Annotated in this window: 10 protein-coding genes and 1 pseudogene; 8 read left to right on the forward strand and 3 right to left on the reverse strand. The window is 57.5% G+C overall.

All coding sequences use genetic code 11. The features are described from left to right. From CGZ80_RS27930 to ccsA, 3 genes and pseudogenes are all read left to right on the forward strand, one after another. Window positions 1–421 (forward strand): annotated as a pseudogene (locus tag CGZ80_RS27930) (DNA-binding protein); the annotation flags it as partial. Window positions 422–607: 186 nt separating this feature from the next. Then, window positions 608–1,759 carry a hypothetical protein gene (locus CGZ80_RS10680; RefSeq protein WP_094414153.1) on the forward strand — a complete coding sequence of 384 codons (1,152 nt, stop codon included), beginning with the start codon at window positions 608–610 and terminating at the stop codon, window positions 1,757–1,759. Window positions 1,760–1,792: 33 nt separating this feature from the next. Further along, window positions 1,793–5,407, forward strand: coding sequence for a cytochrome c biogenesis protein (ccsA, locus tag CGZ80_RS10685; protein ID WP_094414155.1), 3,615 nt, complete (start codon window positions 1,793–1,795; stop codon window positions 5,405–5,407). 110 nt (window positions 5,408–5,517) lie between these two features. On the opposite strand, the gene CGZ80_RS10690 is transcribed toward ccsA, so the two are convergent. Both CGZ80_RS10690 and CGZ80_RS10695 read right to left on the reverse strand, forming a co-directional pair. After that, window positions 5,518–9,264 carry a bifunctional proline dehydrogenase/L-glutamate gamma-semialdehyde dehydrogenase gene (locus tag CGZ80_RS10690; RefSeq protein ID WP_094414157.1) on the reverse strand — a complete coding sequence of 1,249 codons (3,747 nt, stop codon included), beginning with the start codon at window positions 9,262–9,264 and terminating at the stop codon, window positions 5,518–5,520. 95 nt (window positions 9,265–9,359) lie between these two features. Further along, window positions 9,360–10,667: a hypothetical protein gene (locus CGZ80_RS10695; protein WP_094414159.1), complete on the reverse strand. Its 1,308-nt coding sequence runs from the start codon at window positions 10,665–10,667 to the stop codon at window positions 9,360–9,362. 79 nt (window positions 10,668–10,746) lie between these two features. On the opposite strand from CGZ80_RS10695, the gene CGZ80_RS10700 reads away from it, so the two are divergent. Further along, window positions 10,747–11,691, forward strand: coding sequence for a bile acid:sodium symporter family protein (locus tag CGZ80_RS10700; protein ID WP_094414161.1), 945 nt, complete (start codon window positions 10,747–10,749; stop codon window positions 11,689–11,691). Here CGZ80_RS10700 and CGZ80_RS10705 read toward each other — a convergent pair. Beyond that, window positions 11,673–12,917 (reverse strand): GspE/PulE family protein, encoded by a 1,245-nt coding sequence (locus CGZ80_RS10705; RefSeq protein WP_094414163.1) that lies wholly within the window; start codon window positions 12,915–12,917, stop codon window positions 11,673–11,675. The genes CGZ80_RS10700 and CGZ80_RS10705 overlap by 19 nt on opposite strands. Before the next feature lie 69 nt (window positions 12,918–12,986). Here CGZ80_RS10705 and CGZ80_RS10710 point away from each other — a divergent pair, with 69 nt between their 5' ends. The 4 genes from CGZ80_RS10710 to CGZ80_RS10725 all read left to right on the forward strand — a co-directional run bounded on the left by CGZ80_RS10710 (window position 12,987) and on the right by CGZ80_RS10725 (window position 20,133). Continuing rightward, window positions 12,987–13,559 (forward strand): HAD family hydrolase, encoded by a 573-nt coding sequence (locus CGZ80_RS10710; protein WP_094414165.1) that lies wholly within the window; start codon window positions 12,987–12,989, stop codon window positions 13,557–13,559. 119 nt (window positions 13,560–13,678) lie between these two features. Continuing rightward, window positions 13,679–15,496, forward strand: coding sequence for a hypothetical protein (locus CGZ80_RS10715; RefSeq protein WP_143543856.1), 1,818 nt, complete (start codon window positions 13,679–13,681; stop codon window positions 15,494–15,496). Window positions 15,497–15,582: 86 nt separating this feature from the next. Next, window positions 15,583–16,746 (forward strand): hypothetical protein, encoded by a 1,164-nt coding sequence (locus CGZ80_RS10720; protein WP_143543857.1) that lies wholly within the window; start codon window positions 15,583–15,585, stop codon window positions 16,744–16,746. A 51-nt stretch (window positions 16,747–16,797) separates the two neighbouring features. Further along, the gene (locus CGZ80_RS10725; protein ID WP_094414170.1) at window positions 16,798–20,133 is read left to right on the forward strand and encodes an alpha/beta fold hydrolase; all 3,336 of its coding nucleotides are present in this window, start codon (window positions 16,798–16,800) and stop codon (window positions 20,131–20,133) included. Window positions 20,134–20,402 lie beyond the last annotated feature (269 nt).

A 20,402-nucleotide genomic window follows, 5' to 3' on the forward strand; every position in this document is an offset into this window, starting at 1 on the left:
TGTCGACCTGCAAGCTGACTTTGGTGACGACAACGCATTCTCCGATGCTGGATTTGCCGACGCCGGAGATGAACCGCTCGGTGGCGACGCATTCGAATCGGTCCCCGATGCAGGTGGCGCATTCGACGATGGCGGCTTGGGTGCGGACGTCGATGACGGTGACGCATTTGGCGCCGACGAAGGTGTTGCCGTCGATGACAGCGAACTCGCAGCCCCAACGGCGGGGGCAGTCGCTCGCGGCTACGAAGTTCCTTTCAGCTTGTTCCAATGCCTCTCGCTGATGTTCATCATCTTGATCCTGTCGCTCGGCGGCATGCTGATGACGGACCTCGTCCGCAACATGTGGGCTTACAGCGAAACTTCTGCACCGGTCAGTGCTCTGACCGACTCGCTGATCAGCATGGCTGGCTTGGATTCCTAATCCGTAGCTTCCAGGAAGACGGTGCGGCACCGCCCTCACTTTCGAGGGCGTTCAGACAGACCGTCTAAACGATCGCAATAGGTGGGTACGATCAAAGGGGGCAGTGCGTCTATACTGACGGCGTCAGGAATACGCTCCTTCCTCCATTCCGAAACGGAATTCACCCCCACCCCGCCTGCGATCATTATGGACTCTGGTTTTCTACCGTCGACGCTCAACTTGCGCGCCCACTTTGGCCAACTCCATCGTCATGGATGCTGGTCGCTGTGCTTGTTGATGCCGTGCTTGCTCATGCTCGGCTTTGTCGCTGGCTGTACACCGGAACCGGAGATCACTACTTACAAGATCCCCAAGAACATGCCAGCCGAGCTTCAGCCTGGCAAACAACGCATGCTTGCGGTCATCGTACCCCACGAAAATGACGCATGGTTCTTCAAGATCCTGGGTGATGAAGAGGCGGTCAACGGTGTCGCCGATTCGTTCAAAGAGTTCGTGACGTCTGTCAAGTTTGGCGACTCCGGACAGCCTCTGCTTGATACGCTTCCTGAGGCTTGGAAATTGGGCGGTGAAAAACCGATGCGATTTGCGACCGTTTACATCGACACCGATTCTAAGCAACTCGAAATCAGTATTTCGACTCTTCCACTCAACGGTGACTACGACAGCTACGTCGTCCAGAACGTCAATCGTTGGCGCGGACAAGTCGGACTGAAACCGTCCGATGATGACTGGGCCGGCGGCGTCCCCTTCGATGTTGCCGCGGCTGATCAGCAAGCCATTCTGGCGGACTTCGTTGGTGAACCGAGCAACTCCGCCGCGATGACGCCACCAATGATGGGGATGGGTGGCATGCCGCCTCTATCACCGCGACCGAACACCGCACCATCAGCAAGCCCATCAGCGAGCACTGCGAAGGCGTCGCCAAAGTACAAGTACGATCTCCCGGAAGGCTGGCGTGACCAAGGGGCCTCGGGGATGCGTGAACTATCGTTTTCCGTTGGCCCTGAAGACGCACCCGCCGAGGTGACGTTGATCAGTGCCGGTGGCGACCTCCGCAGCAACGTCGCTCGCTGGATGGGACAAGTCATCAAAGGCACACCCGACGAAGCGGCAGTGGATCAAATGTTAGCCGACGCGGAAATGTTTGATGTTTCGGGCAACCAGGCGCAGCGGTTTATCATTGATGGGGATGCCGCAGCCGATCAATTCTCCATCGATGCGACCATCATTCCCACCGAAGGCGGCTTTAGCAAATTCGTCAAGATGACCGGGCCACCCGCAACGGTGACCGAGCAACGTGACGCGATGAAATCCTTCCTCCAGTCGCTGTCCTTCTAAAACACTCTCCGACCACCAACGTCCAAACCTAATATGGCAACGGTCAATTCCACCACCGACGCTTTCGCAGCTGAACAGGCTGCTGATCAGAGCGACTCAAGGGTCACTTCCAACTCGATACTCGCGGCACTCGGATCACTGCGAATCACGGTCGCGTTATTTGCGGCCTCGCTGGTCATCGTCCTCGTCGGGACGTTGGCACAAGACGAACTGAACATGCAAGCGGTCAAGGCAAGGTACTTCTTGACCTGGATCGCCATGATTCGCATCGACGATTTCTTTCCACAAGCGTTCTACCACCACGACAATCCGATCCCTGGCATCATCCCGTTTCCAGGAGGCTCGCTGATCGGATTGCTGTTGATGGTCAACTTAATCGCTTCCAAGGCAACACGCTTTAAAATCCACGCCTCCGGCAATCGACTGCTCGCCGGATGCATCTTTATCATCGCCGGTGTCCTCGTCGCCGGACTGATCGTCGCAAGTGGTCACAGCACCGATGGCCTGCAAGGCGCGCCGCCGATTTCTTACAACGCACTCTGGCGTTGCATGCAAGCGATTGTGGTTGCGTCGGGCCTGGGACTGGTCGCTTGGTCGATGAGCCTCAGCCAAAAAGGCCTCCGAATCACCGGATACGTGATCGCCACGATCATGCTTGGCGTGATCGCCTACACCGTTGTCTCGGGCGGCCGCATCGGCGATCCCGGGATGCGGATCGTTTGGCAACTGGCCAAAGGCCTGCTCGCCGGTTTGATCCTGCTGGTCGGTTGCAACCTGATCTTTGGTCGGCAGGGTGGCAACATGTTGCTGCACCTCGGCGTCGGCTTGTTGATGGTCGGCCAATTCGCGTTCGGCGATCGCCAGCTGGAACAGCGAATCAACCTGGTCGAAGGTGAATCAACAAACACTTTGATCAACCTCGATAAAGTCGAATTGAACTTCATCTCTTCGGCTGACGGCGAAGACACGGTTGTTGCGGTCCCGGCTGAAAAACTGATTGCGGCCAAACGCAACGACAGCGTGATCAAAGACCCGGCATTGCCAGCCGACATCAAAGTCCTCGAATACTTCAACAACTCCGACCTTCGCCGAGCTTCCGAGAAAGACAACCCTGCCACCGCGGGCCTTGGCAAGGTTTGGCAGGCCACCGCCGAACGCGAGCGTGGTGGTGCCGATGCCGAACAGAACATGGTGTCGGCCTACGTTGAACTTCTCGACAAAGAAAGCGGCGAATCGCTTGGCACACACTTGGTCAGCCAATTCCTGTCCGACGCTCACCTGATCGATCCGATCAAATTCCCCGAAGACGACTTTGATTCGATCAAGATCGGCGACAAAGACTACCAAATCGGCCTGAAGTACGGCCGCGAAGTGAAACCGTATTGGGTTCACCTCGAAGACGTCCAGCGACGCAATTACAGCGGCACTGAAACGCCGCGCGATTACAGCAGCTACGTCCGTATCGTGGATCCGGAAACCGGCGACGACCGACGGGAACGTGTCTGGATGAATAACCCGCTGCGTTACCGTGGTGAAACGTTCTTCCAATCCAGCTACACGCCGCTGCCGGGCGGCAAAGAAATGACAGGGCTGCAAGTGGTTCGCAACGGCGGCTGGCTGATTCCCTACGTCGCCTGCAGCATCATGGCGCTCGGCATGCTCGCCCACTTCACCGGCACACTGAAACGATTCGTCGGCCGCCGTGAACGTGAGCGGCAACGTGAACTCGACGCGATGAGCCCTGAACTGCGTGCTCGTGCGACTTCGGCCAAACCGATGATTTTCGCGCTAGCCGTCACCGCGATCTTCGGCGCAACCATGCTGGTACCACGCGAGGCGTTGACGACTGCCATGCGACCTGCCACGCGTGACCAGAGCTATGACTTTTACACAGCCGGCAAAATCCCAGCCCAGTTCGGCGGGCGTGTGATGCCGCTGGATGCTTACGCACGCTTGACGCTTAAATCGATCAGCAAGCGTGAATCGCTGCCGATTGAGGACGCTCCCGAAGACCTGAAAGCTCGCGTCGACGGCAAGAAGATGTCGGCGATGCAGTGGCTGATGGAAGTCGCTAGCGACCAAGACTCGCTGCGTGACCTGCGAATGTTTTGCATCGATGCCGAAGAAGCCCGCAGCCAACTGTCACTGCCGCGGCGTGAAAGCAAGCTGTATTCGCTCAACGAAGTGCTCGAAAACTGGGGCTCGGCACAAAAGCTGATCAACCTCGCTCGAGCGAAAGACGTTGCCGAACACTCCTTCAAAGAAAAAACGCTGCTGGCCCTCGACCAACGCACCCGCGAATACATGCTGGTCGCCGAAGCGTTTCAGTTTCCGCGGCCCCGCCAAGCGGACATCGACCAGATGCCCGAAGACATCCCGGCGAACCTCCGCACCCGGTTCTTGGTGATGAAGATCCTTGAGCGGATGCAACGACTTGACGAGATGCCGGTCGCTCGGATCATTCCGCCGACCGAAGCGGACATTACCGCCAGCATCAACGATCCGAAATGGAAACCGTACGCGTCGGTATTCTTCCAAGACTCGGTGAAAAGCGTCGAAGATGAAAACGCGACGCTCGCGTCGACACCGTTCAGCGACATGGTGACCGCGTACTCCGATGGCAAAGGCGACTACGCCGCGTTCAACAATGCCGTCGACAACCAATTGGCGCTGTCGACCCAGATGCCGATCCCGGGTTTGAACCTGCGAAAGATCGATGTCGAGCGCTGGATGCAAAGCAACTCGCCACGCACCGTTGCCTTCGTGATCTACGTGATCGCGTTGATCCTAGGGATCCTGTTCTTCGCCGTCGGCACCCCCGGACTGCGAAACGCGACCTGGGGAGTTCTACTGGCAACGTTCTTAATCCACACAATCACACTCGCATGTCGGATTTATATCACCGGCCGTGCGCCGGTGATCAACCTGCACTCGTCCGCCGTCTTCATCGGCTGGGCAGCCGTCCTTGGCGGCTTGGTAATCGACCGAACCTTCCGACTGGGATTCGGCAACGTCATGGCCGCAACCGCCGGCACTCTTTCATCGCTTGTCGCGTACAGCCTTGATAACGGTGACACGATGCCGGTTCTGCAAGCGGTACTCGATACACAGTTCTGGCTGACCACACACGTGATCAGTGTTGCACTCGGCTATGTGGCCACCCTGGTCGCCGGAATCCTCGGCACGCTTTATCTGCTGGCCACCTGGGTCCGAAAGGACGACAAGGCAAAAGCGGTTTACCGAATGACCTATGGCGCGACCTGCTTTGGAATCCTATTCAGTACCGTTGGTACGATTTTGGGTGGACTCTGGGCCGATGACAGCTGGGGGCGATTCTGGGGCTGGGACCCGAAAGAAAACGGGGCCTTGCTGATCGTGATTTGGAACGCCCTGATGCTGCACGCCCGCTGGGACGGAATGGTCAAAGGCCTCGGATTCTCGGTGCTCGCGATCGCCGGAAACATCATCACGGCATGGAGTTGGTTCGGAACCAACGAACTGGGCATCGGACTGCACAGCTACGGCTTCACCAAAGGCGTGCTGTACTGGCTGAGCTTGTTCGTGGCGACTCAGATTATCTTTATCGTTGCCGGTGTCGCGACCAGCCTGATCAAGACGACAGATGTGACCGGCAGTCCGAAAGGATAAGAGCGGACCTCTCTGCTACGGATCGTCGATGAGGCGAATCAAACGCGGCTCGGCAGGATGAATCCTGCCGAGCCGTTTTTTTGTAGCTCGAAAGCCGCCTCAGCGGTCAATCACGACTTCGTCTTTTCAGCGGCTTCCAACAATGGCCGTCGCCCCAAGTTTCCGTAGCGGTGGAAGTCGTACGAAATCGATTGCTCCAGAACATACCGGAACGTTTCGACCTCGGGATCATCAACAACGGACTCCGCCAGGATCGTGACAAACGCAGACCGACAGGCTTCGAAGAGCTCATCGGAGAGAGGACGTTCGGGTCGCAGCAAACGCAATCGATCGACACGCCCATCGCTAACACTCGACGCAAGTGCCGCCTCGGACTCCTCGATCCACTCGATTCGCCAATCGCTTTTGCCGAACCGGGCCAACGAGAGCGCCGTGTGTTCGATCAAACCGCGATTTGTGTCGTTGGGGTTCATCGAATAGGTCGCATGACAATTAGCTGCCGCCGCGGCAAGCATTGAGAGTGCGATTTCGGTCGTCGTTTCTTCGCCTGTCAATCGGACCCGCAATTGATGCGGGGCACGGTATCGCCGCAGGTTGTCTTGGCCGATTAGCTTGACGTGGTCATGGGTTTGATCCAACGTCGTTGCCGCCCAATGCGTTGCGAGACGGGCAAAACGCTCAATCCGAGTCCGGTCGATCGCTAGCTGATCCTCTTCAACCACGGATTCGACCGCCGACAAGACACTGTCGATCTGCGGCAAACGCTCGGTTGAGGCGATTTTCGATTCGTCGATTGGCGTTGCGCTGCTTTCGACATGCATCAGCGGTAACACGTAGTGCGGCCCACCGGCTTTCGCGCCTGGCCCATAAGCACTCTTGCCGATGCCACCGAATGGCTGCCGCAAAACAATCGCGCCCGTCGTCGGACGATTGATATAAAGGTTGCCGGCGGGGATGGCTTCCCGCCAAAGTTCTTGCTCTCGGTCGTCCAAACTTTCCAGCCCGCTGGTCAAGCCATAACCTGTCGACGCGACCATCTCGATCGCCTGCTCTAGCTTGGCGTACTTCATCACACCCAATACCGGACCAAACAATTCGGTGCTATGGGTGAAACTGCCCGGACAGACATTCCATTTAATCCCTGGCGTGTACAACTGAGGATTTTCATCGACCAGTCGCGGACGAACCAACCATTCTTCGCCGCTTTCAAGCTCTTTGATACCCTGTTCAAGCTCGCCCGATGGTGGCCGGATAAGCGGTCCGAGACGTGAATTCAATTTCCACGCTGACCCTACGGTCAAGCTTTTCGCCGCATCGGCTAACGCGGATCGGAACTCTTTGTCTTCGTACAACTCTTGGTCGAGCAGCAACAAAGACGTCGCGCTGCATTTTTGACCGCCGTGACTAAACGCACTGTGCAAGACGTGTTTGATCGCCAAATCGCGGTCACACATCGCACTGACAATCGTCGCGTTTTTGCCTCCCGTTTCGGCAATCAGGTGCAGATCAGGACGCAATCGCAGCATCTCTTTGGCCGTCTCGGTCCCACCGGTCAACACGACCGCGTCGATGCGTTCGTCGGAAACCAATCGGCTGCCCGCACCAGCGCCACTGCATGGAATCACTTGCAACACGTTGGGCGAAACGCCAGCATCCCAAAAACATTTCGCGATCTCATATGCCGGCAAGACGGTGTCGCTGGCCGGTTTCAGAATCACTGTGTTGCCGGCTGCTAATGCAGAAGCGATGCCACCACAGGGAATCGCCAAGGGGAAATTCCAAGGGCTGATGACCGCGACCGTGCCACGTGGGCGACAATTCAAATTGTCCCGTTGCAGATACTCTTTAGCCGTCAACGGGTAGAACTCAGTAAAGTCGATCGCCTCGCTGACTTCGGGGTCGGCTTCGGTGATCAGCTTTCCGCCGTCCAACATCATTGATCCGATCAGGTCCCCCCGGCGCTCTCGCATCAACTGAGCGGCAGCTCGCAACAATCCATACCGATGCTCCCAAGTCGTCGAACGCCAGCCGTCTGGATCCTCATGTGCAATGGTGATCGCGTCATCGACGTCTTGCCCCGTTGCCATCGTGAACCGGCAGGAGACAACTTCTGGTCGTGAAGGATCGAACGATTCGCGTTGCGGCCGTGATTCATTTGAGTCGCGTACTTCGCCGCCGATCTTCAGCGGAACTTCTATCTCTTGCTCGCTCTTATTAGACCACGTCTCAACAATCGACTTCGCCCAATCGCTGTGACGCGGCAATGACCAATCGGTATCGGGTTCGTTGATGTAGTTCGACCAGTGATCGGCTGCAGGCGGTTGCTGCACAGATTCGAATCGGTTTTGCAATCGACGCGGGTTGGTGTCGATCTCATCAATTCGATCGAGTGCGGAACGGAAGCCGTCCGCGAGCGCCACCCAGGTGCTTGACGTCGGTGAGAGATGGAACGAGTACCGTAGGAAGTTTTCCGGGCCGGTGTTCTCGTCCAGGCGACGAATCAGATATCCGATCGCATTTAAGAAATCTTCGCGTTTGCAGGCCGGTGCGTACAGCAACATCCGCGGCGTCGATTCGAACAAAGCGCGACGTTGATGGTTGGCCATCCCTTCCAACATCTCAAATTGCATGTAATCCAACGCCGTGCCAGTCAACGTTTCGTCAGGCTGGAACGAACCGGGGCGAAACGCGTTCTCATCGTCGACGCGTTTCGTCCGTGCACCCCAGAGAAGCGCCAGCGAAATATCAAACAAATTGTGGCTGGCAACTCCGATTCGCACGTAACCACAACCGGCGGCTTCGATTAGCAATCGGAGCATGCGTTTGAAGTTCGCGTCGGTATCGACCTTTTTATCAAACGGCGTCTGTGGAAGCCCCGCTTGCGATGCTTCGACGCGTTCCATTTCCATGTTCGCGCCCTTGACCAAGCGGACCGTGATCGGTCGGCCACCGGCTTTCACACGCTCCGCCGACCAAGCGATCAAATCTGCCAGGACGCCGTATGAATCAGGCACATAAGCCTGGAGCGCGATCCCCGCGCGAGCTTGCTCCAGTCCGGGTCGCGAAAGCGCTTTGCGAAAGACGTCCGCAGTCAGGTGCAGGTCACGATACTCTTCCATGTCCAAGTACACGAACTTGGGCATTTCTTTGCCGTTGACAATAAATCGTTGCCGGATCGCCGCGCGGTACAACAACTCCATCCGATCGGCCACCATCCGCACAGTGTGCTCGCGCGCGATCGTGGAGACTTGGCTATAGACGGTCGAAAGCTTGACACTGATGCAAGCGATTTCGGGCATCTGCAACGCGTGCAAATAGTGGTGCAATCGGCGTTCGGCTTCCTCCTCGCCGAGCAAGGCTTCGCCCAAAAAGTTCAGGTTCATCAACACGCCCGATTCTTGGCGAGCGTTGAGGTGCTCTCGCAGCCGCTTGTCTTCGGCGGGCAAGATCACGTTCGCTGTCTCATGACGCATCTTGTCCTTGACCATCGGGACCGCCACACCTGGCAAGTAGCCGCCAAAGGTTTGGAACCCACGCAGCATCGTTTGCTCCAGCGGGCTAAAGAACCGCGGAATCCCTTGCAAATCGAGGAGGTGCGTCAGCTGGTCGGCGACTCGAGCGGAACTGTGCGTCCGAAACGCTTGGTCCGTCATCTCCACCAAAGTTGCCTTGTCTTCAGGATGCTGAATCATCCGCGAAAACTCGGCCTGTTGCCGTTGCTCTTGGGGCGACTGCAATTCATGCGATCGGATCAATAGAGCCTTCGCCATCGCGATCGATGCGTCGGCATCGTTATCGTGCTCTTCGGCGATCGACAGAAGCTCTTCAAGGTCTAGCAAAGGTTGTGCAACTGGCATCAATTTCTCCTGAGGTGAAATTTCATCTTAGCACTGCTAAGCAGATTGCAAATCAACCTTCAACTCAAGCCAAGGCTACTGAATGTCCAGCCCCTTTACCTTTGCCGAATGGCCGGACCACCGCTATAGGGCAGCGTATCTCGGATCTCCGCGCGGGGGTCCGACGCGATCGAAACTGCGGGCGTCGAAGGCAAAAAGACTTGGTTGAACACACCCAGTGAACGGCCGGGCGGATCAACAAAGGCGGTGATTTGTCCCGAAGGAATCGAGCGACCGTCAGTCCAACCAAGCTCCTGCCCGTAGGCATACAGTGCTACCCCTGACCCTAACGAATCGCGGAAACGATGACAAATACCAGTCAAGGTGGTCGTCTCGTCAACGACCTCAAAATGAACCGCGGCAAGCTTGCACTCGATTCCGTTTGGGTTCGCGATAACCTGCGGATCCAGCTTCCAACCGAGCTGATCTTGCATCCCCTGCAGCACTCGCTGCGGTAGCCCCAAATCGGTCGCTTCGATTTCGCCGACAGCGCTCACCCACCCCCCTGGTGTGATTTTGCACCGCGTCAAATGCATGTTCGCTTTGCCAACCACCCGGTATCGCAAGGAACGCGTTAAATCGACCAGCTGCAGGTTGGTTAGCGAGCACCCGCCTAAATCGAGAGTCCAGCCGTCCGGCGTCTCGACACATTTCAGCGTCCCGGTCAGCAGCGCGTCGCTGCCCAACATTCCGGCCGCCGGCACGTACTCGGCCAAAGCAGAACAGGGCAGGGCGGTCCCATCGGTCGACAACACCACACGACTGCTCGGGCGGTCCCCGCTGCGATCGCGAAAGATCTCCGCACGGACGCTTGGCTGATTCGGGTCCATCCGATCGCGAGCCTCCACCACCAGACGAACGCCTTCGTCCTCTGGCATCACGTCGGCCTTCAGATGATTGAACGGAAGCGAACCGACGCTGCTGACGATGTTCACGTCGCGGGCTTCGACCTTGATCGGCAACGTCGTGTGCGTCGGCGACGACAGCAACCGCCCATGCACCAGCGACCACGCTCGCCCCAGACCCGATGACCGAATCGTCACCTGGTGCAACAGCATCCCGATCTGACGTTCGCCGCGATAGAAATCGACCAACCGAATTTCGGCGACGGTGGATCCGGTTTCGGGATCGTCCAAGCGGACTTGCTGCAGGGCGTATTTTCCTGGTGCGACCTGGTCGAACTCGTCGATGTGAACCACCAGTCCCGTCTCGCGACCCAGCTCATACTCGATTCGTGAGAGCTGTCGTTGGGTGTACCATGGTGTCCAAGTGATCAGAATGGTTGTTAAAACCAAACAGGTCGGCACCGCGCAGCAGAAAACGAACAACAATCGAGCGATCGCTCGCTGGGTTCGTTCATGCATCCATGCACCTATAAAAGACGATTGCAGCCGGCTTGCCTATCTTAAGTTTCCCGACCCTGTCACCGGTAGACCGGTTCCTATGTTCCGCAGAATTCGCGCGCAATGGTTTTTGCTAGCACTGGCGATCGCATACGGGATCGGCCATCTGGGCGCCGAATCCTTCGCCGGACTTGCTAGCAAAAGCGGATTGCGGTCTGCGATTTTGTTCGCCGTGATGTGGGCGATGGGGATCACGCTTCGCCCCGATGCGATCCGCCGCAGCGTTCGCTCCCCAACGGCTAGTCTGCTAGCAATTGGCATCAACATGATCGGCGTGCCGCTGCTCTGCTGGCCGATGATGTTTTTCCTTCCGACAGAGTATGCCGGCGGGCTTTTCGTCGTGGGATTGGTGCCATGCACCTTGGCTTCCGCGTCAGTATGGACCCGCAAAGCTGGCGGTGACGACTCGATCGCGATGATCACCACCGTCGTCACCAACCTTGCGTGCATCGCCGTCGTTCCGCTGGGCGTCCAAATGGTGCTGGCGATGCACACCCGAGTCGCGCCGCTGGCGCAGATGGAAAAGCTACTTTGGTTTGTCGTGCTGCCGCTGGTCATCGCCCAAGGCATGCGGCGAATGGGGCTGAGCGATTGGGCCGACCGCAATAAAACGCGTCTGTCGTTCTTCGCCCAGCTGGGAATTTTGGTGATGGTGTTCTTCGGCGCGATCGTCAGTCGAAGCTATGGTGACGATTCTGGCAGCGACGTTGCGATGATCACCGCCGTCGGGATCGCGGCGATCTCGGTGCACCTGACAGCACTCGTGATTGGCTATGTCTGGGCGGCAATCGTCAAGCTGCCACGCGAAGAACAAATCGCGGTCAGCTTTGCGGCCAGCCAAAAAACACTGATGGTCGGATTACAGATCGCGATCGATTGCGGTGTCAGCGTGCTGCCGATGATGATCTACCACATCGGACAATTGGTTTGCGACACCGTGATCGCCAGCCGCTTCAGCAAACGCGATCAATCCCGCGAAGCATAGATCGACGCTTCGTCCAGCGTGATCACGCCCTGAAACGCTTTGGCGAGTGCGCTGATCCGAAGCGTCCGCATGCCTTCCTTGATCGCTTGTCGTTTGATCTCATCCGCCGAAGCATTCTCAAACACTCGGTCTCGAATGTTCGCACTCATGTCAAGCATTTCGAAGATCGCGACACGACCACGTGCCCCCGAACCGTTGCACTTGGTACAGCCTTGTCCACGGCAGAACGTCGCCTTCGCCGCTTGATCTTCACTGATGCCAAGTGACTTGAGCTGTGCAGCCGAGATCTGCACCGGGGTACGGCAGTGCTGGCAGATCCGCCGAACCAAACGCTGAGCGATGATCAGGTTCAAAGCCGAGTTGATCAAAAACGGCTCCACGTCCATGTCTCTTAGACGCGCGATCGCCGAAGCGGTGTCATTGGTGTGCAGCGTCGACAACACCATGTGCCCGGTCAGTGCAGCTTGAAACGAGGTTTTGGCCGTTTCCGTGTCGCGGATTTCGCCGACCAGGATCACATCGGGGTCTTGCCGCAATAACAACCGGAGGACTTGCGGAAAGTCCATGTTCAAATCACGGCGCACGTTGATTTGTGTGATGCCGAACACATCAAACTCGACGGGGTCTTCGATGGTCGAAACGTTTCGGTCCATCCGGTTCAGTTGATTCAGCGCCGAATAGAGCGTCGTCGTTTTACCACTGCCGGTTGGCCCGGTGACCAAGATCATCCCGTCGGGGCGGGCGGTGGCCGCATTCATCAACTGGGCTTCTCGGCTGGACATGCCTAGCTTGGTCAGGTCGGCCTTCAGGCCAGTCGCATCGACCACCCGCAAGACGATCTTTTCGCCGAAGCGGGTCGGAACCAGCGAAACCCGGTAATCGACCGCGCGGTCTTCGATGGTCAGCCGCAAACGGCCCTCTTGAGGCCGGCGGCGTTCGGCGATGTCCAATTCTGACAGAATCTTCACACGCGACGCGATCTGGGGGTAATCGGCGGCTGGCCCGGCGGCGATTTGCGACAAATCCCCGTCGACTCGCATGCGAACACGAAAGGCTTGCGCGAACGGTTCGAAATGGATGTCCGACGCACCGGCTTTGAATGCCTTGACAAAGACGGAGTCACAAAACGCAATGTTCTCCGCACCGGACTTATCGGACTGCAAGGTCTCGCGATCGATATTCAGGCTGGACTTGACGGTAGGATTGATCGGTGGCGGCTGATTCATTGTCGCTGACCCGTTGAACGAAACAGAGGGCGGGTTCCTAGAACTGGAGGGTTGTGCAATTCTGTCGGTATGAATGCGAACGATTTTGAGAAGTATGACGGACTGATCTTTGACTGCGACGGCACATTGGCAGATTCGATGCCACTGCACTATGTCGCATGGCGTGTAACACTGCTGCGTTACGGGATCGAGTTCACCACCGAACGATTTTATGCGATGGGAGGCATGCCCAGTGCTTCGATCGTGCGGATCTTAGCGGACGAACAAAAAGTGGTCGTCGATCCCCCAAACGTAGCCGATGAAAAAGAGGTCGCGTTTACCGAATTGATCGTCCAGGTCCAGCCGAAAGTCGACGTTTGTGAAATCGCCCGGGCGTTTCATGGAAAAAAGCCGATGGCGGTTGCCAGTGGTAGCGGCCGTGACATCGTCCAGCGCCAACTCGATGCACTCGGGATCGCGGACCTGTTTGAAACAATCGTCGCCAGCGAAGACACCGAACTGCACAAACCCGAACCGGACGTGTTCCTAGAAGCGGCATCGCGGCTGGGCGTCGACCCGAAACGATGCGTGGTGTTCGAGGATTCGCCCTTGGGTTTCCAAGCTGCCGAATCGGCCGGGATGGATTGGATCGACGTTCGCTAAAGCCAACCTGCCGGCCATGATGAATCAGGTCGGTGTGTGATGATCAGGGCAGCGATGTGCTATGGTTTTTCAAACCGCCCCGCGCCCTGCCTGATATCCCATTGGTGCCTTTTTCGACGATGAACGCCCACGACCCTCTCGACGTCACATCGCTGGAAGCCGGCCAATTTCTACCGGGAATTTCCATCCCGCTTTCGTTTGCCAACGGCAGCGACGACGCAGCCCGAAATCAACCGCTGCGGCACGCTTTCGATTCGTTCCAACAATTGCAAGTCGACGGTCTAAACCCGATAGCCAGACAACGGCTGTTCCGGTCGTTTGCCGATGTGGTCCGCTCACTCGACCGGCTACACCAACAGCGTCTCGCCGGTGGGCCGATCGCGTACGGACGGATCGCGCTCAACCAATTCCACAATCGTGGCACCACGTCCGAACCGCTCGCGACCCTTTGGATCGATCCCGATCGGATGGCAACCGCCGCCGGAAAAGGCAGCGAGACGGACATGGTCCACGCCGGCGATCCCGAAGCGATGTACTTCACCGAAGATCGCTTGCGCCAGGGCAAGGCCGCAACAGCCGACGACGATTGGTACGCCTTGGGAATCGTGATCGCCGAACTCGCTCTGGGAACGACCACTGTCGCGAAGATCTGGCAGCTCTGCCGACAAGACGGCAAGTTCGCCGAAAAGCTGGTCAAGAATCTAAAACACGCACGTGGCAATCGCGGGATCCGCAAAGTTGCCATCCGATTGATCGAGCGATCACAGTCCCAGTCGCTGGACCCCAAGTCGCTTGTTCGTCAGATCGACGAGAACCAAACTTACATCAAGCTAACCCGACTGGCGATACTGTTCGGCGCGATCACTGTCATCGGCACCTCGCTGAATGTGTATCTGACGATGCAATCCAGACAGCAGAGTCAGCAGGCGTTGGACTCGCTTGAGAGTCAATTGACCGAAGCACAAGTCGAAATGACTCGGCTGGAAAAGCTGGCCACGGATCGCGCCGCAGAACTCGCCATGCTCGCTGCCTCCTCGACACAAACGCCACCATCAAACGGTACCGCCGCTCCCGTCGTAGCCCCGGTTGTCACCGTCAATCAACTCGCCAAGGACCAAGCACGCTGGAAAAGCGGGATTGCCGGACGGGCATTGGCCGACGCGATTCAATCTGCCGACGATGAATATCCCGCAACATGGCGGGCGTCACTTCAACAGATCCTCGCCCAAAAAGGCCAAAAGCAATGGCGTGCCTTTGACCAAACCCTGCGTCTTCGAGTGCAGCGGTTTGTCGACCAGCCCTGGGACTCGGCCGCGTTCGATGCAATCCTGTCTCGCATCGATTCACTGAACGAAGCCCATTCGCGATGGTCCACCTGGGCCCGCAGCGACAAGTCGCTTGAACAGATCAAGGAACAACATTCGCTAATGGCGTCGGGACGCGTGAAAGATTTTCTGGGCGACTGGTTGGCCCAAGCGATCGAATCACGTGACTTTGAATTGACGATCATCAATGCGAATGCCAACGACGCGACCGAAGAAACCGCCCATGTCATTGGCTTCGCAACGTCGAACGATTCGGAATCCGAAAAGTGGGTTTGGACGGGCAAAGAAGGCCAACGACCGAAAATCAGTTTGCCAGTCAAGAATTACATCGCGGGCGACACGCTCCGCCTCTGGCTGCAAGTTGACGGAACGCTTTGGAACTCGACCGTGATCGACCACACGTTTGACAGCCCGCTGTTGATCTGGCAATTGGCGAAAGAGCTCAAGCTCGAAGACAGCGAGAGCGGCTATGCGGTCTACGTGATGACGGACGCCTCCTACGGACCACCGATCAAGCTCGAAACGATCTCTGGCGAAACAACTCGTCCTGCCGAAACGCCACAACCGATCGGCAAGAAAGTTCTCGACCCACTCGATTCGCTGCCGTTTTAAAATAACACGCCACACAGTCCCATTTGACAGTTGCCGGTTTACCAAACGCGTTGCCAACCACGACGCCAATCAACCCAGCCAAAATCATGACGCAAAAATCAATCCCTTCATTCGCGTTGTGCGCATCGCTGTTTTTAGGATGCCTCTTTCCAGGAGGTACAGCCAGCGCCGAAAACACCAGTGACTGGTTGACGGTTGATTCGGAATCGGCAACGCCGGGCGAAAAGATCGACGAACGGGAACTCAGCCAACGCTATCCGGTTGGCAAAAGCTGGGCGGCAACCAAAGTCCTGCGTCTGCAAGGTTTGGCGGTCAACGAGAACTGGGGCATCGAAGGCCGAACCAATGTCGTCTACACCAACCGCTACTCGGGAAAGACGACGGTCCTGGAAAACAAACTGGGTGACATCACCTTTCAGATCGAAGTCCTCGAAGCGTCTCAGCAACGCATCGTCAGCGACAAGCGTTTGCGCGTCGCCGACTTTAGTGACACATCGCCGATCTTCAAAATCGGCATGGAACAACTTCTGGACGTGACGCGGACGGCCCTCCCGCCAGCGGACGTTGCGTACAAGCTGCTGGTCACTTATGGCAAAGTCGACCCGCGTTATGAAAAGGCACTCACGCGTCTCGCCGAAGTCGGCGGCTTCGATGTCGAACGCCTAACTCAAATCGAAGAAGCTCGCTTGGTCGAAGACCCCGCGCAGTATTCTGGCTGCACGTTCGAAGTGATCTGGTCCAACGGGCTGGGGATCACCAAAGTTCGACAAACGGCCGGCCCCGTCACGGTCAAGCTGGACGACATCCGACGCTGGGCACAGGCCGCCGATCCGCTGCTGGATTACTATGTGATGGATAACCTCAATCACCGCGTCAATGACAGCTGGGAAGTCAGCGCTGACAACGCCAGTTCAATGATGGTCCATGGCGGCGGCACGTCCGACGGATCGCTGCAGTTACGGTACCTGCGTGATGCCGTTTACGAAGGCAAAACCTGTCGACAGTTGGCGATCCAAAACGGCGATTTGAAACTGATGCTGGATGACAACGCCAAACAATACGACGCACGCATTCGTGGGATTCAAGGTCGCGTTTACTTTGGCAAGGAAGACTACCTGATCTTGCAAGCCAACGGTTCCTGCGACATCAAAGCCGACGTCCGCAGCAAAAACCACTTGCTGTTCGGCACCAAATGGCAACGCGACGTCCAAACCGACTTTCGCTACGAAGCGACGGTTCTGAGTAAATAATCAGCGCAAGTCACCAGCCACACCAATCGACACACGCACTCGGTTCCTGTTTTGAAGACTTGTCCAAGCTGCGGCCACTCGATCATCCCGCCCGCCGCGAACTCAAACGGGGCAGGGCAGGGCGTCTGCGATCGCTGCGATTTTCCGTGGCAGCAAGCCGAGCAACTGCTTCGCACGCTTGGCAATGACTCACTCGGTACCGAAGTGGCTGGTCGAAACCGGCCATCGATCGAGTATCAAAACGCGAGCGAAGTCATCGCGATCAACGATGTGACGTTGGTCGGGCGTGAACCAACTCCGCTTGATGGCGTGGAGACACATGCGATCCGGCATCGCGAACTGCAACCGCTGCATGCGGCGATTCTGCGTGATCCGTCGGGGTGTGTCTGGGCGTTTCAACTTACATCCGAAGCGACCGTGTTTGTCGACGGCCGGCCTTGCACCGCAGGCCAACTGCGACCGGGGATTGTACTGCAACTCGGTCCACTGGCATGGCGACTGGACCACAGCACCGACCGTCTGCATCCCGTCCGCCCGATCGCCGGATTTGACCTGGGCATCGACGCCGAAGTCCCCGGGCGTTTGTGCCGATCCGAAGTGACGCTTTGCCACGGCGAGATGACCGCGGTCGTAGGACCTAGCGGTTGCGGGAAATCCACACTGCTAGAAACGATTCGTGACGGCAGTGGGCTGAAATCCGAAATCGACGTGACCGGACGAGTCTACTTCGTCCCGCAAAAGGACCTCGTCCATGGTGACCTGCGTCTCGGCGATGCTCTCGAAACGATCGGGCAGATCTACGGACGCGAGGTGCTGCCTTATGAAATCGACGAAGCATTGGATGCGGTCGGGCTTCCAATCGAAGCGAAAGAACGCTTTCCCCACCAGCTCAGTGGCGGCCAGCTGCGACGTTTCCGAATCGCGGGAGCGTTGCTAAGCGGTGCAGGCGTGATCGTTCTGGATGAACCCGACAGTGGACTGGACCATCAAACGGCTGACGAAATCATTTCGCTGCTGCGATCGCTTTCGGTTTGCGGTGCAACCATCGTTGCCGTCACGCACCATCGCCATGTCTTGGAACAGTTCGACCGGATCGTCCAGATGGGCACCAACCCGAGCGGCGGGCAAATCGTTTCGACCGAGAATCAAAGCGACGCACCGTCTCTCAAGCTACCGCCAGACGACCACTGGGAATCCACCAAAGGGCTTCGTCGCTTCCGAATCCTGCTGCGCCGCGATCGGCAAAAGTTGACGTCGCCTCGGCTGACACGATTCGCGATTGGCAAGTACGCACTTCCACAGCTCGCCATTGGACTGCTGCTCGTCCCGATACTGTTCGCGATTGCGGTTGCGATCAGTGTGCCGACCGACCCTGACCGTGACGTTGCCGATGGACTGTACGGATCGATTTTACCGATCGCACGATTGGGTTTCATGGCAGTGATTTCGGTGATCTGGATGTCGGCCAGCGCCAGCCATTTGGCGATCACACGAGACCGTGAACTGATTGACTATGAACGGTCACACGGAATCAGCATCGGCGCGATGCTGCTGTCCAAAGCACTGACGTTGGGCATCGCATCGATCGTTCAAACGCTGGTGTTCTTTGTGCTGCTAGACGCGATCCGCTACCGCTATTTGGACTTGTCATATTTCATCGACGAGCGATTCAGTCAACTTGGCGGCGTCGCGCTGTGCTTGGTGACAGTGTCGATCGCGGCGACCATGCTGGGGCTGCTAATCTCGGTGCTTGCCGGACGCACACCGCTGCTCGCCGCGGCGATGCTGCCGGTGGTGATGATGATTCAGATCTTGTTCAGCGTGCCCTTTGCGGTTTCCAATCCCGATGGGTATGAACCGCTGGCGGATTACGCCCGATTGAGCATCGCAACGGACGAGGAAACTGCCGATACCGAAGACGACGACGCATTCGCCTGGGAAGACGAAGCGGAGCCGCGACCGCTGTGGGCGACGTCTTTGATTTCGTACGCCACGCTTTCGCGATACGGTGACATGTGGCTGCGTTCGTTTGCGGTCAGCCCCGAACCGCCGCAAAATACGCTCGCCGATAACGAAGACATTGCGCTGACGGTTCCGTGGCGATCGGCAACCGTTTTACTGGGCGTTTCATTTGGATGCTTTGTGATGGCGATCACCACCTTAAAAATGCAGTCCACACGACTTGGCCGCTCGCGCCCGCTACCACGACTCGCGACCACCGCGATATTGTTAATAGGCCTGATGACCGGGATGCCGGAGGGACGCTTGCTGTGGGGTGACGAACAACCCGCCGCCCCCAACGTGAAGATCGAAATCCCGATCGTTGACGGGCGATACGACACCAATGCGATTGTTCAAGCGTTCGGCGGTCGGTCAGAGCCAACGCCCCACCTGCGTGAACTGGACGGACAAGACCGCTTGGGGCTGGTCGCGTTGGAACTGGTTGGCAAGATCAAGTTTTCGTTGAGTGACGAGATGCTGAAAATCGAACTTGTCAAAACGCCAAAGTGGGAACTGATGCGCCAACTCGCGCCACCACGTCTGGTCGGCCGCGACGATGCGATTGGCAAAGACGACGTGATCGTGTTCGTGCATGGGCTCGAAGGCGGCGCGACGACTTTCGCGTCCGCACAAAAGGAACTCGATCGACGCGGCATCGCTTGGATGCGATTTGAGTACCCCAACGACGGGCCGCCCGACGAAATTGGAAAGCTGCTCGCACAGCAACTGGACGACTTCACCAGCGACAGCCCGAACACGCGACTGCACCTGGTCGCACACTCTCTCGGCGGCTTGGTTTCACTGGCCGCGATCAACCACGACGACCTGCCGGCCGGTGCGATCGCCAACGTGTTCACGCTGGGGACACCGTTTGGCGGATCGACTCTCGCATCGTTCCACGACGAATTGGAGCTGTTCGACGTGCTGTTCCGGTTGGCGACCGTGACGCGTGGTGCGCTCAATACGGTTGCGGACGGCCAGGGCGAAGCGGCGCGGGCATTGCGGCCGGGCAGTGATTTTCTGCTAGAGCTACTTCGGCAACCTCGTCCGGAGGGCATCCCGTTTCATATTGCGGCCGGGACCAAAAGCTTCCTGACGGACCAGCGACGCCAGCAACTTTCCAAATCGTTACCGCAGGAACTGCAACGGCTGCGAATCGATCCAAATTACGCCGAACGGATCGAAAAGCTGCTGCAAGCGGACGAACTAGATGATGGAGCTGGCGATGGAGCGGTCAGCATCGCGAGTGCAACGATGTTGCCCAACCCGCAAACTCAGATCGAATTCCCCCTCACGCACCTCGGTTTGGTGAGCGACCTCGAGCCATTACGGTGGGTTTTAAAAACCGCCGGGCTGGATCAGGAGGTCCCCCAACCGTCACCCTGATGGGAGCAGAGGCCGATTAGGGGCAGTGTCAGCGGGACTTTGGCCCAATTTTCGCACTCAAAGAGCTGCTTTCTCCATTTACAACATCCCGGTGTGCCTCTTACACTGCCGGGCTTTCCCGCGACCGCTATAGGTGTGCTCGCACGGGCCGCGGAACTACCCAGGTTACCAAACCTGCTGGTAATGCTGTCGCGGCCACCCTGGCCAGCGTCAAAGGCCGTGGTTTTTGGCGTATGTGACTCCCGGTATTGAACCAAAGATTTTTGTTT

This window comes from Rhodopirellula sp. MGV (assembly GCF_002251265.1).
GTDB lineage: Bacteria > Planctomycetota > Planctomycetia > Pirellulales > Pirellulaceae > Stieleria > Stieleria baltica_A.

Coding starts and splice junctions, on each gene's coding strand:
- CGZ80_RS10680 (WP_094414153.1), top strand. CDS start 608: ATGGACTCTGGTTTTCTACCGTCGACGCTCAACTTGCGCGCCCACTTT.
- ccsA (WP_094414155.1), top strand. CDS start 1,793: ATGGCAACGGTCAATTCCACCACCGACGCTTTCGCAGCTGAACAGGCT.
- CGZ80_RS10690 (WP_094414157.1), bottom strand. CDS start 9,264: ATGCCAGTTGCACAACCTTTGCTAGACCTTGAAGAGCTTCTGTCGATC.
- CGZ80_RS10695 (WP_094414159.1), bottom strand. CDS start 10,667: ATGCATGAACGAACCCAGCGAGCGATCGCTCGATTGTTGTTCGTTTTC.
- CGZ80_RS10700 (WP_094414161.1), top strand. CDS start 10,747: ATGTTCCGCAGAATTCGCGCGCAATGGTTTTTGCTAGCACTGGCGATC.
- CGZ80_RS10705 (WP_094414163.1), bottom strand. CDS start 12,917: ATGAATCAGCCGCCACCGATCAATCCTACCGTCAAGTCCAGCCTGAAT.
- CGZ80_RS10710 (WP_094414165.1), top strand. CDS start 12,987: ATGAATGCGAACGATTTTGAGAAGTATGACGGACTGATCTTTGACTGC.
- CGZ80_RS10715 (WP_143543856.1), top strand. CDS start 13,679: ATGAACGCCCACGACCCTCTCGACGTCACATCGCTGGAAGCCGGCCAA.
- CGZ80_RS10720 (WP_143543857.1), top strand. CDS start 15,583: ATGACGCAAAAATCAATCCCTTCATTCGCGTTGTGCGCATCGCTGTTT.